General features: G+C 39.6%; 12 protein-coding genes and 1 tRNA gene. 8 read left to right on the top strand and 5 right to left on the bottom strand.

Annotated elements, in window-relative coordinates:
- Positions 1 to 29: 29 nt before the first annotated feature.
- The 5 genes from AC1M9K_RS09815 to AC1M9K_RS09795 all read right to left on the bottom strand — a co-directional run bounded on the left by AC1M9K_RS09815 (position 30) and on the right by AC1M9K_RS09795 (position 3,081).
- Positions 30 to 335, bottom strand: a complete 306-nt coding sequence (locus tag AC1M9K_RS09815; RefSeq protein ID WP_051586493.1) for an SEL1-like repeat protein — start codon at positions 333 to 335, stop codon at positions 30 to 32.
- 158 nt (positions 336 to 493) lie between these two features.
- Positions 494 to 835 (bottom strand): zinc-ribbon domain-containing protein, encoded by a 342-nt coding sequence (locus tag AC1M9K_RS09810; protein WP_035263946.1) that lies wholly within the window; start codon positions 833 to 835, stop codon positions 494 to 496.
- Positions 836 to 940: 105 nt separating this feature from the next.
- Positions 941 to 1,016, bottom strand: a tRNA-Glu gene (locus AC1M9K_RS09805).
- Between the two features lie 114 nt (positions 1,017 to 1,130).
- Positions 1,131 to 2,639, bottom strand: coding sequence for a glutamate--tRNA ligase (gene gltX / locus AC1M9K_RS09800; protein WP_481589160.1), 1,509 nt, complete (start codon positions 2,637 to 2,639; stop codon positions 1,131 to 1,133).
- A gap of 127 nt (positions 2,640 to 2,766) precedes the next feature.
- Positions 2,767 to 3,081: a hypothetical protein gene (locus AC1M9K_RS09795; protein ID WP_092767291.1), complete on the bottom strand. Its 315-nt coding sequence runs from the start codon at positions 3,079 to 3,081 to the stop codon at positions 2,767 to 2,769.
- Positions 3,082 to 3,486: 405 nt separating this feature from the next.
- Between AC1M9K_RS09795 and AC1M9K_RS09790 the strand changes: the two genes are divergently transcribed.
- The 8 genes from AC1M9K_RS09790 to mraY all read left to right on the top strand — a co-directional run bounded on the left by AC1M9K_RS09790 (position 3,487) and on the right by mraY (position 13,044).
- Positions 3,487 to 4,461 (top strand): sulfate ABC transporter substrate-binding protein, encoded by a 975-nt coding sequence (locus AC1M9K_RS09790; protein WP_481589201.1) that lies wholly within the window; start codon positions 3,487 to 3,489, stop codon positions 4,459 to 4,461.
- Positions 4,462 to 4,700: 239 nt separating this feature from the next.
- Positions 4,701 to 5,717 carry a sulfate ABC transporter substrate-binding protein gene (locus AC1M9K_RS09785; protein ID WP_481589159.1) on the top strand — a complete coding sequence of 339 codons (1,017 nt, stop codon included), beginning with the start codon at positions 4,701 to 4,703 and terminating at the stop codon, positions 5,715 to 5,717.
- Between the two features lie 184 nt (positions 5,718 to 5,901).
- Positions 5,902 to 6,825 carry a 16S rRNA (cytosine(1402)-N(4))-methyltransferase RsmH gene (rsmH, locus tag AC1M9K_RS09780; RefSeq protein ID WP_481589158.1) on the top strand — a complete coding sequence of 308 codons (924 nt, stop codon included), beginning with the start codon at positions 5,902 to 5,904 and terminating at the stop codon, positions 6,823 to 6,825.
- A complete protein-coding gene (gene ftsL, locus AC1M9K_RS09775) occupies positions 6,825 to 7,169 on the top strand; it encodes a cell division protein FtsL (protein ID WP_092767285.1) in 345 nt (114 codons plus the stop codon). Before rsmH ends, ftsL begins: the two co-directional genes overlap by 1 nt.
- A gap of 9 nt (positions 7,170 to 7,178) precedes the next feature.
- Positions 7,179 to 9,008 carry a penicillin-binding protein PBP3 gene (ftsI, locus tag AC1M9K_RS09770; protein ID WP_035263956.1) on the top strand — a complete coding sequence of 610 codons (1,830 nt, stop codon included), beginning with the start codon at positions 7,179 to 7,181 and terminating at the stop codon, positions 9,006 to 9,008.
- A 7-nt stretch (positions 9,009 to 9,015) separates the two neighbouring features.
- A complete protein-coding gene (locus AC1M9K_RS09765) occupies positions 9,016 to 10,512 on the top strand; it encodes a UDP-N-acetylmuramoyl-L-alanyl-D-glutamate--2,6-diaminopimelate ligase (RefSeq protein ID WP_481589157.1) in 1,497 nt (498 codons plus the stop codon).
- A 9-nt stretch (positions 10,513 to 10,521) separates the two neighbouring features.
- Positions 10,522 to 11,925 (top strand): UDP-N-acetylmuramoyl-tripeptide--D-alanyl-D-alanine ligase, encoded by a 1,404-nt coding sequence (locus AC1M9K_RS09760; RefSeq protein WP_481589156.1) that lies wholly within the window; start codon positions 10,522 to 10,524, stop codon positions 11,923 to 11,925.
- On the top strand, positions 11,926 to 13,044 hold the full coding sequence (gene mraY, locus AC1M9K_RS09755; protein ID WP_092767279.1) for a phospho-N-acetylmuramoyl-pentapeptide-transferase: 1,119 nt from the start codon (positions 11,926 to 11,928) through the stop codon (positions 13,042 to 13,044). It abuts the gene before it with no gap.
- Positions 13,045 to 13,066 lie beyond the last annotated feature (22 nt).

Here is a 13,066-nt window from a genome sequence, read left to right as displayed (position 1 = left end):
CCTTCAGGCTGGTTTTTTATGAATTAATTTTATGAAAATGCTAAAAGACTATAAGCTTGAAGTAGAGTTCTTTTTGCATTTTCATTTCCAGCATTCGCTGATTGGTTCAGCCATTTTTCAGCAATTTGATAATTTCGATCCAAACCTAGTTCACCATTTAAGTAACTCAGACCTAATTGATATTGTGCTTCAGCATTCCCACGTAATGCATCACGTAGGTATAACCACATTTGATTTCGAGGGTTTAAGGATGTGGATGGCTCGAGATTGGATAAATTAGCCGTTCGAGTACGTTTTAGATCAAAGAATAGTGATTGAAATAGTTTTATTATCATTATGGTTCTCCTTGCTTATCCATGCAAAAATGAGATCTATTTCATTAAATTATGCTCTTTTGAAGGTTTTGTCTACTACTCATATATAAAATTGAAATTTATTTAATTTTAAGTCCTAAAAGCTCAAATGAGCTTTTAGGACTGATGAAAATAAACAATTAATTTTCCCATTCGTGATTACATTCACGACATTTCCATTTCTTTTGAGATTGCATGAAGGCTTGCATCGAAATTTTGAAATCTGGTAAATCTTTCCAGAACATCACACCTGCAATCACTGCAATTAAAAATACGATCACAGTTGCAATTTGAAGTGTCTCGCCAGCACCATTGCTAAAAATCATCAGTACAACGCTAATAATGACCAATAATAGGAGTAAAAATAGAGTGGGTACGAGGATAATTAAGCTTTTAGGAACATTTGGTCGTACAGCAGGTGCATTGGCACTTGCTAAAGGAAGAATTTTACGACTTTGACATTTAGGGCATTGGTACTGCATGAGCGCTCCGTATTTCTTTTGCTTAATTCTATAACATCGAAACTAAAATCAAAAATGTATAGATGAAAAAAAACCACTGATCGAGGTCAGTGGTTTTTTAGAATTTGGCGTCCCTACGGGGATTCGAACCCCGGTTACCGCCGTGAAAGGGCGATGTCCTAGGCCTCTAGACGATAGGGACTTATGAGGCAACACAGTCAATGCTATAAAAGCAATCTAGGTATCAAGCTAAGTGCTCAATCTGTGTGAGCGCTATATTAGGGATATAACACTCATGCGTCAATAAAAAATTTAATTAAGCTTCATCAACTGCATCATTTTTCGGCAATTTTAAGCTTTCATTCAATTTTTCCCATACTTTAAGCTCTTTTTTACTTGGACCGCCAACGATTTCGAGTGCATGACGCAGGCGAGCAAAAGTCAAATCAGGACCAATGGTCACCATGGTTTGCATCACTGGCGTTGAAGCAGTAGAACCCGCAATGGCAATAAAGAACGCAGGCATAAAGTCACGTAATTTAATTTCCATTTGTGCAGCTAAATCCATTAGCGTTTGGCTAACAGTGTCATTATTCCAAGTAAATAAGCTTTCTAAGCGCCAAATTGCAAATTGTAGGCTTTGACGAACTTGCTCTTCAGATAACTTTTTACTTTCGAATTGTGCTTTAGACAGTGTAGGGAAGTGATTAAAATAATGTGCTGACCAATTCACTGCTTCAGACAATAGGTTAATACGTGGTTGGATTGCAGCCGCAATTTCTTCTAACTTGGCACGATCTGCCTTCCACGCCAATAAAGTATCTAAAAGCTCAGCAGGGCTAAGTGCTTTGATCCATTGCCCGTTTAACCAATTGAGTTTTTCTACATCGAAAATTGGACCCCCAAGAGATACACGTTGGATGTCAAAATTCTCGATCATCTCAGCCAAATTGAACTTTTCGCGTTCATCTGGCATTGACCAACCCATACGACCCAAATAGTTTAATAATGCTTCTGGTAATACACCGATATCCTTGTAGTAATTGATTGAAGTTGGGTTTTTACGTTTAGATAGTTTTGATTTATCAGGGTTACGTAAAAGTGGCATGTGGCAAAGCACAGGCATTTCCCAACCAAAATATTGATAAAGCAATTGGTGTTTAGGTGCCGATGGAATCCATTCTTCACCACGAATCACGTGAGTGATTTCCATTAAATGGTCATCAACAACGTTTGCTAAGTGGTAAGTTGGTAGGCCATCGGTTTTCAGCAGAATTTGCATGTCGACTTGTGCCCATGGGATTTCTACTTCACCACGCAGTAAGTCATTAAATTTACAAATCCCTTCTTCAGGTACTTTCATGCGAATAACATGCGGTTCGCCAGCCGCTAAACGTCTTTCAACTTCTTCTGGCGTATGTTTTAGACCACGACCATCATAACGAGGAGATTCACCACGTGCTTGTTGTTCTGCACGCATTTGATCTAATTCTTCAGCAGTGGCAAAACAATAGAATGCATGACCTTTTTCAACCAGTTCTAACGCATATTTTTTATAAATATCCATACGTTCAGATTGACGATATGGCGCATGAGGGCCACCCACATCTGGACCTTCTGACCAATTTAAACCTAACCAGCGCAATGAATCGAGAATCATTTTTTCTGATTCAGGTGTTGAACGGAGTTGGTCTGTATCTTCAATACGTAAGATAAATTCACCGCCATGCTGTTGAGCAAAGCATAGGTTAAATAATGCGATATAAGCAGTACCTACATGGGGGAAACCTGTAGGAGATGGTGCAATACGAGTACGAACTGTCATAGCCAGAAAAAGTTATCAAATAAAAATTGGTTTTATTATAGCAAAAAGCCCAGTGGCTTAATGATTAATTCATTAAATCGGACTGGGCTAAATTTGGCTCAATTGGGGAGATTGAGAAAAATGGTGCTTAAGATGTGTGCTGAGGAAATAAACTTTGTAAAAAACGCGAAAACTGTTGGTGTTGCGATGCTAGGAAGTTTTGCGTTGGAGCATTCTTAATAGAGGTGATCACTTTAATCTGATCCATCTCTGAAGAAGGTTTGTTCTCAGCACGTTCACGTTTTTGTTGAGTCAATGCGCGTTCGATAGGTGTTAAAGACTTTTCAGCAACACTAGAGTTTTGTAGTGATTTGGCAGGGTTTTGTAACGCTGCTGCATGTGTCTGGCTCATACCAAAAACACATAAAGTTAAGCTTAACGCTTGTAAATAGCACAAATTCATTTCAATTTTCCCCTATTTTGAATTTATTGTAAGAGTAATTAGGTTTACATTTTAAACATAAAATTCACAAAAGTACAAATGCATCACACTTTCTTACAATTTGTTATTCAACAATCCTTAAGTTACTCAACCTGTAGCTGAAATAAATTTTGCCTCTTTTTATCAATAAAATATGGAGATTTGGTGAAGATATGATGTTATGCGGTAAATTTTAAAGAGAGTATAAGTGATAAAAATGCAATTCATATGAAGAAAATGTATATAAAATTTAGATATTTACAATGATTTAATTCGTCTATTGAATACATTGTGACTGAAGTAAATAAAAAATATAGTGCAATTCATAAACGTAATAAAAAAGAGATTTTAATGAATAAGCACTTTTTCAATAAATTATTGGGCACAATGAGTATTGGGGCATTGTTGTTCAGTATGACTGCACAGGCGAATACATCATTTTTAAATGTTTCTTATGATCCCACTCGCGAATTTTATCAAGAATATAACCAAAGTTTCGGTGAGTTTTGGAAAAAACGTACTGGTCAAGACGTGCAATTTAAGCAATCTCATGGTGGATCTGGGAAACAAGCACGTGCTGTAGCAACAGGATTACAAGCAGATGTTGTGACCTTGGCACTTGCAAATGATATTGAAGAAATTGTAAAAGCAGGTTATATCAATAAAAATTGGCAAAAAGAATTTCCCAATAATTCAGCACCCTATACATCTACCATTGTTTTTTTAGTAAAAAAGGGCAATCCAAAAAATATCAAAGACTGGAATGATTTAGTCAAACCAGGTGTTGAGATCATTACCCCGAACCCAAAAACAGGTGGTGCGCCACGATGGATTTATTTATCTGCATGGGGCTATGCACTTAAACAGCCTGCCGGAAATGATGCCAAAGCTCGTGAGTTAGTCAAACGATTATACAAAAATGTCAAAGTGTTAGATTCAGGAGCCCGTGGATCACTCACGACTTTTGCTGAACGTGGAATTGGTAATGTTTTACTGTCTTGGGAAAATGAAGCGCTCTTAGCGACGCAAGGTTTGGGGCAAGATAAATTTGAAATTATTTATCCATCCATTTCAATTCTAGCTGAGCCTTCTGTTGCCATCGTAGATAAAACCGTAGATAGAAATGGGAATCGTAATCTCGCAAAAGGATATCTTAACTATCTGTATTCACCTTTGGGGCAGGAATTAGCTGCTAAACATAATTTTCGACCACGTAATGAAAAAATCGCAGCTAAATACAGTACTAAATTTCCAAAGGTACAATTATTTACCATCGATAAAGTATTTGGTGGTTGGGCGAAAGCGCAGCAAACGCACTTTGTAAATGGCGCTATTTACGACCAAATTTCAGCAGAAAAATAATCTATTTTTAGAACTTATGTGAATGGATAGCGATATGCTATCCATTTTTAATTATAAGAAATCCATAAAATACTATATATTTGAATATAGACTGTATTTAAGATGATTTATGAATTAATTCATAATCTTGAAAGAAAAATGGTAGCAATATAACGTAAATCACATGTCCAAATTAAATTGATGAATATGATTTTATTTCATATATTTAGATTAATTATGTATATCTAGATTTTTTGACTATGAAAACTCAATTTAAAGCCTTGCTTACAGCGGGCTTACTCGCAACAGGTTTATCGTTCAGCGTATCTTCTCAAGCAGCACAACGTGATTTCCTGAATGTATCTTATGATGCGACTCGTGAATTTTATGATGAGTTTAATCAGTCATTTGGTCAATATTGGCAGTCAAGAACTGGAGTGAAAGTCAACTTTAAACAATCTCATGGTGGCTCAGGTAAACAAGCACGCTCTGTGGTTGATGGCTTGAAAGGCGACGTTGTCACTTTGGCTTTGGCAAATGATATTGAAGAGATCGTAAAATCGGGTCAAATCAATAAAGGATGGCAAAAAGAGTTCCCTTATAACTCTGCACCTTATACATCAACCATTGTTTTTATGGTGCGTAAAGGTAACCCTAAAAAAATTCAGGATTGGCAAGATCTTGTTAAGCCGGGTGTAGAAATCATCACACCAAACCCTAAAACAGGTGGACTACCACGCTGGGTATATTTATCAGCTTGGGGTTATGCACTCAAACAACCAGGTGGTAATGAAGCGAAAGCAAAAGACTTTGTTGGCAAGATGTACCATAACGTCAAAGTGATGGACTCTGCGGCGCGCGCTTCTATGACGACATTTGCTGAGCGTAAAATTGGCGATGTGTTGCTCACTTGGGAAAATGAAGCACTGGTCACTCAAAAAGCCTTGGGCAAAGATCAGTTTGATATTGTTTATCCATCTATTTCTATTTTGACAGAGCCTTCTGTTGCCATCGTTGATCGTACTGTAGATAAAAATGGCAATAAATGGTTGGCAACTGGCTATATCAACTATTTATATTCACCATTAGGTCAGGAGATGGCTGCTAAGCATTTCTATCGTCCGCGTAATGCTGAAGTGTTAGCAAAATACTCAAAACAATTTCCTAAGTTAAAAACATTCACCATTGATGAGGTTTTCGGTGGTTGGGCAAAAGCACAACAAGCACATTTTGTGAATGGTGCGATTTTTGATCAGATTTATAACAGTCGTCGTTAATATACTGAAGTAATTGAAAATTAATAAAAAAGCCTCCAAGTGAGGCTTTTTTATTTGAACATTCCAGTGAATGAAACGGTTTTGCCTATAGAAAGTAAAATTTACCTACAAAAAGTCGTTTGGAGCTTTATTAAAACAAGGTAATAATGTGCAGTTAAATTTTTAGATGTTCTGAAACGTTATTATGTCGCATATTTCTGTATTACTTCATGAAACTGTAGATGCCCTATTGGGTGGGCGTAATACAGGGATTTATGTAGATGGCACCTTTGGTCGAGGAGGTCATACTCGACTTCTCTTGTCCAAATTAGATGAACATTCTCGTGTCTATGCCTTTGATAAAGATCCGCAGGCTTTGGCTGTGGCTGCTCAGTTAGAACAAGAAGATCCAAGATTTACCATTATTCATGCAAGTTTTGCAGATATTAAAATAGCCTTAAATCAACGTGGTGTTGAAACTGTGGATGGTGTTATGGCAGATTTGGGTGTGTCATCGCCACAACTTGATCAGGCCGAACGTGGTTTCAGCTTTATGAAAGACGGTCCACTGGATATGCGAATGGACAACTCTCAAGGCTTAACTGCAGCGCAATGGTTGGTTGAAGTTGATGAAGAGCATTTAGCGAATATTATTTTTCAGTATGGTGAAGAACGATATAGCCGCCGCATTGCGAAAGCGATTAAAGCAGCAGGTTATATTGAGACTACAGGTCAATTGGCTGAAATTGTAAAAGTTGCCCATCCGAAATGGGAAAAAAATAAGCATGCTGCGACACGTACATTCCAAGCAATTCGAATTGAAATCAATAAAGAATTAGAAGATGTGCATGCTTTTTTACCTGAAGCACTGGATATGCTTCATAATGGAGGTCGATTAGCGGTCATCAGTTTCCATTCCTTAGAAGATCGAATTATTAAACAATTTATTCAAAAAGAGTCGACTTTAGCTGAGGATGATGGTTGGGGCTTACCTCAGAAACCTAAAGAAACTCGTCGTTTGAAAAAAATTGATCGCGTACGTGCAAGTGAAGAAGAAGTGAAACAAAATCCGCGTTCTAGAAGTGCTTGGTTGCGAGTTGCAGAGCGAATAAATTTTAAAGGCGAATAATGAAAAAGGAAAAAGACGTAGAACAACAGGAACTGGTAGCAACGACCTTGGTGCGTAAAAAAATACTGATCTATAGCGTTTTAACCGCTATGGTCATGGTGAGCGCATTTATGGTGGTCTATCAGGTCTATTCTTATCGTCAAGATTTTCGTGAATTCAATACGCATATGCGTGAGCTTGAAGACATCAATGCTGAATGGGGTCGTCTACTTATTGAGCAACAGACATTTGGAGCGACTGCACAAATTGGGACACGTGCAGTGACACAATTACGTATGTATTCACCACCAACATCACAGACTGTGGTGATTTCACTTCCTGCTGAAACCGCGAAAAATCAATAGGCACGCTGAATGGTTGATAAAAGCAAAACAAAACAAACACGTAAAAAACAGCAGCCCATTACACAGAAAAGAACCGTTGCTGTAGATATGTGGCGTTTCTATTTAATGTGGGGCTTAGTCCTGACATTTTTTGTAGTATTGGTTGCACGTGCCTTTTATGTTCAAATTGTGAACAAAGACTTTTTGCAAAATAAAGCCAATGCCAAAATTTTACGTACTGAAAAATTAAGCGCGATGCGAGGGGTTATTAGCGACCGTAATGGCGTTCCCTTGGCTATTAGTACACCAATTATGAAGGTGGTGATTGATCCTCAACATTATTTTGAAACTAAAGCAACTTTTGATGAAATCACTGAAGAGTTAAAAAAGAATCCAACCAGCCGTAAATTAAAAAATCAGTTACCACAGGAAAACCTGAATTTAGATGAGCTAGCAGATGCAGTTGGGTTGGATCGAGCTGACCTCAAAAAGCGTGTTCAAGATCGAGCTCGTTCACGTTATTTAGTATTGAAAAAAGAAGTACCACCTGCTCAAGCGGCTCTGTTAGCACAACGTAATTTTGCTGGCGTATATTCTGAAAAATCATATAAACGTTATTACCCACAACCACAACCCAACTCTCAAATCATTGGTTTAACCAATACCGAGGGAACAGGGATTGAAGGTTTGGAGATGCAGCTGAATAAGCGGCTTGCAGGGGTCAATGGCGAACAGAAAATTGTACGTGATAAGCATGGTAACCGTGTTCAAGTTCCAGAAGTTATTAAAGAAGTTGAAGCTGGGGAAAATATTACACTGAGTATTGATTCTCGATTGCAATACATTATGTATCGAGAGCTTACCGCGGTAGGCGTGGCAAATAATGCACGTTCTGCTACAGCAATTGCGGTCGATGTCAAAACCGGTGAAATTCTAGCGATGACCAGTTGGCCGTCGTATAACCCGAATGATAAAAAAAGTTTATCCAATAAAGATGCAATGCGAAATCGCGGTGCAGTTGATTCGTTTGAACCAGGTTCGACGATGAAACCATTAACGGTGGCGATGGCGCTTGAAAGTGGTAAGTACACTGCAAACTCAGTCGTTAATACCACGCCAGGGTCGATGCGTGTCGGTAATCATACAATTCGTGATACACATAATTATGGAGCGCTTACTTTAGGTGGCATTATTCAAAAATCCTCCAACGTAGGTGTAGCGAAAATTGCCTTATCTTTGCCTTATCCGACTTTACCAACGTTCTATAAGCGTCTTGGTTTTGGACAGCGTTCGGCTGTCAAATTCCCTGGTGAAAGCCCAGGTCTGATCTTACCGCCAAGTAAATGGAATATTTCAGAAGTTGCAACCATGTCCTATGGATATGGTCTTAATGCCACGGTACTACAATTGGCAGACGCTTATGCCATGTTGGCAAACAAAGGGAAGAAAGTTCCATTAAGTTTGTACAAGTTGGATGAAGCTCCTCAAGGTGAACAAATGATTGATCCTAAAATTGCGGATCAAGTCTTGTTAATGATGGAGACAGCAACATTACCAGGCGGTACAGCGACTCGTGCTCAAATACCAGGTTATCGCGTTGCAGGTAAAACGGGTACAGCACACAAATTACGTGCTGACCGTAAAGGTTATTCGACCAATGAATATCGAGCTTTATTTGCAGGTGTTGCACCTGTAAGTGATCCACGTTTGGCGATGGTCGTCGTGGTCGAAAATCCAAAAGGCACATATTACGGTGGTACTGTCTCAGCACCTGTTTTCGCAAAAGTAATGCAGGAGTCGCTGAGACTGTTAAACGTACCATTGGATAAACCCTTAGATACTCCAAAATCCATTCCATAGGTGATGAATGTCGATTACATTTCAACAAATCTACGCTGTAGATCATCCAGCAGAATGGATGCAACAAGCATTTAATGGCTTCCAATTAGATAGTCGTAAAGTTGAAGCAGGACAAGTGTTTATTGCTTTGACCAGTCTTTCTCAACCTGAAAAAACTGCAGAGTATGCACAGAAGGCATTAGATCTTGGTGCTTTGGCTATTATTTCAGAACAAGATTTAGGTTTAACGCCAAGTTTGATCGTTCCGAATGTGCGTATGCTCATGGGACAATGGCAGAAAGATTATTTGCAACAGACACAGCCAGTAAATCCACTTCGAGTATTGGCTGTCACGGGAACCAATGGTAAAACGACCATTTCAAGGCTTGTTGCAGAGCTACTGATGTTAAGTAAGTACCCATGTGCTGTGATGGGGACGACAGGAAATGGGATTTTGCCTCACCTTGAAGCATCTACACATACCACGTTAGATGCATTGCATATGCAAAATCAATTGCATGCTTATGCTCAGCAGGGGGCTAAGTTTGCTGCTATTGAAGCCAGCTCCCATGGTCTTGAACAGGGGCGTCTCAATGGAACGCCAATTGAAGTTGCAGCTTACAGTAATTTAAGTCGCGATCATTTGGATTATCACAAAACTTTAGAGGCCTATGCTGAGGCAAAATCACGCTTATTTCAGTTTGAGAGCCTTAAAGTTGCAATTATCAATATCGATGATGCTTACGCAAATATCATGCTCAAAGCGGCGGAGCAAAATCCAGCAAAACCTAAAATTTTGACTTATTCCACCACTCGACCCGCGGATTACCGTGTTGAAGAGATTCAATATAGTTTAGACGGTGTTCATTTTGAATTGGTGACCAAGACCCAAAGCTATTTAGTGCATAGTCCGTTATTAGGTCACTTTAATATTGAAAATGTGGTTGCGAGCTTAATCTCTGTTGAACAGGCGGGTTTAGATTTATCTCAGTTAGTCGCTTTAGTTCCTCAGTTAAAAGGCGCGCCAGGGCGTATGCAAGTGTTGCGTGATCAAGATCGTTTGTTTGTCGTGGATTATGCGCACACTCCTGATGCATTAATTCAGGTTCTTAAAACATTAAAACGTCATGTTTCACAGCAATTATGGGCTGTGTTTGGGTGCGGTGGTGATCGTGATCGCGGTAAACGACCATTAATGACACAGGCTGCTTTAGATCATGCAGATGTTGTATTGCTTACCTCAGATAATCCACGTACTGAAAACCCAGAACAAATTTTTGCTGACATGAAGGCTGGAATTGAATTTTCGAACAGAGAGGTTCATGAAATTCATGATCGTCGTGAAGCGATTAAGTTTGCAGTGAAAACAGCGAAAGCAGGTGACATTGTTGTGATTGCAGGCAAAGGCCACGAAAATTATCAAGAGATTGATGGTGTTCGTCATTGGTTTGATGATGTGGTAGAAGTCCAAGCAGCCATTAAGGGTCAGCATGCGACTGAGCCAGCATCTTATCCAGCAGACTAAGGAATCATTATGCACACATCTACTACAAGTACTGCGACACTTGTCCCATGGACTTTGTCTGATCTTGTTGCCGCAACTCAAGGGTATTGGTTGAATGATAAAAAACCGACTGGAGAAGTAAAGCGTATTTTGACAGATTCACGTCATGTGGAGTCGGGGGATGCTTTTTTAGCCCTGAAAGGTGAGCGTTTTGATGCGCATGACTTTGTTCAACAAGTGGCTGAAAAAGGCTGTCAGATTGCGATTGTTGAACGGCCTTTAGATATCGATATTTATCAGTTGGTGGTAACAGATACGAGATTAGCATTAGGTATGCTTGGTGCATTTCGTCGCGCTCAGCATACGCAATTAAAAGTTATAGCACTGACTGGTAGTAGCGGCAAAACGACGACTAAAGAAATACTTGGTAGTATTCTTGCTCGCAAAGCACCGACATTGATCACGCGAGGTAATCTCAATAATGATCTGGGTGTGCCTATGATGCTATTGGAGCTTCGACCAGATCATGAATATGCAGTGATGGAGCTCGGAGCTAGTCATCAAGGAGAAATTGACTATACCTCGAAGCTTGTTCAACCTCATGTTGCGGGTATTATTAATATCGGTACGGCTCATCTTGGTGAGTTCGGTGGGCGTGACGGAATTTGTAAAGCTAAATCTGAAATCTATGGTCATGTTTCAGAAACTTCGATCGTGCCAGCAGCTGATGATTATATAGACCAGATCCGTCAAAGTGTAAAAACAACAAAAACCTTAAGTTTTGGAGAAGGTGGCGATGTCTATGCTTCAGATATTCAGCTGAATCCACAAAGTGCACAATTTAAATTGCATACGCCTGTAGGTGTCCAACCCGTGGATTTACCTTTTGCTGGTGAGCATAATGTTCAAAATGCTTTGGCAGCTGCTGCATTTGCATTGTCATTAAATATCAGCTTGGATGATATTGTCACGGGTTTAGAACAAGCTGTGGGTGCAAAGGGGCGTTTGAATTTTATTCAAAAAAATGATTTTTTATTTATCGATGATACATACAATGCCAATCCGACGTCGATGCGTGCAGCGGGTGAAGTGCTTGCACAGCAAGAAGGTATTCGTGTCATGGTGATTGGGGATATTGGTGAGTTAGGTCCGACTGCTGCTCAACAACATTATTTACTCGGGCGAGATTTGGTTTCGATTCGCGGACTCAACTTTGTTGTTGCTGTTGGTGAGTTTGCACCAGCAACACAGGAAGGCGCACGTAGTACTCAGTACGGGAAAAAGTTACAAGCTTTCCTCAATCAAGAGCAAGCTCTACCATTTTTAATTAGTCTAATCGAAACACATCAACCGCAAAAAATGAGTTTCTTATTCAAAGGTTCTCGTTATACCCATATGGAAACGTTGATGGCAGATTTGATGGAGAAACTCTAAATGCTGTTATGGTTATTTGAACAACTTTCCGGCTATCACAGCTCGTTCCAAGTGGTTCGTTATTTAACATTACGTGCGCTGCTCAGTGTCTTGACAGCACTCACGATAGGTCTAGTCCTTGGTCCTGTCATGATCCGTAAGTTACAAGCTTTAAAATATGGCCAAGCGGTAAGTTCTTTCGCTCCGGAAAACCATGCCAAAAAAATGGGAACACCAACCATGGGTGGTCTCCTTATTTTGCTTTCTATTGGGATTTCAACTTTACTTTGGGCAGATCTTTCAAACCCTTATGTTTGGATTGTGCTTGGCGTGATGGTGATATTTGGCGCCGTAGGTTGGGCGGATGACTGGATTAAAATCCGTTATAAAGACAATGCAGGTTTGCCAGCGCGTAAGAAGTTTTTTTGGACATCTGTCGCTTCTTTGGGTGCAGGGATATCACTCTACGTAATAGCGACTCAGCAAACTAATCCTGTACACACTGCGAATATGTTGGATTTGCTGATCCCTTTCTTTAAAGATCTTACAATTCCTTTATCGGTAATACCTTTAGGGATCGGTTTTATCATATTCACTTATTTAGTGATTAACGGTGCGTCGAATGCTGTTAACCTGACTGACGGTTTAGATGGTCTTGCAATTATGCCAATTGTATTGGTTGCGGCGGGCCTAGGGGTGTTTGCTTATTTGGCGGGTGATGTTCGTTTTGCAAATTATTTACATATTCCCTATGTGAAATATTCATCTGAACTCGTTGTTATTTGTGCTGCAATGATAGGTGCAGGTTTAGCATTCCTTTGGTATAACGCGCATCCTGCACAAGTATTTATGGGTGATGTTGGTGCCTTGTCGCTTGGAGCGATGCTGGGAACTATTGCGGTGATGGTACGTCAGGAAATTGTATTTGCAATTATGGCGGGTGTATTTGTAGTCGAAGCAGTCTCTGTATTCTTACAAATCGGTTCGCTTCGTATGCGAAATAAACGTGTTTTCCTTATGGCGCCGTTACATCATCACTATGAAAAGAAAGGATGGCGTGAAACACAGGTGGTCATCCGTTTCTGGATTATCACAATTATGCTAGTAGTTTTAGGTCTAATGACCTTAAAATTGCGCTAAGCAAGAATCAAATGAGATCAAG

It is taken from the genome of Acinetobacter sp. 24-47-67 (genome assembly GCF_056779735.1).
The sequence above is the reverse complement of the archived record's forward strand: the minus strand, read 5'-3'. Positions and strand labels throughout refer to the sequence as shown.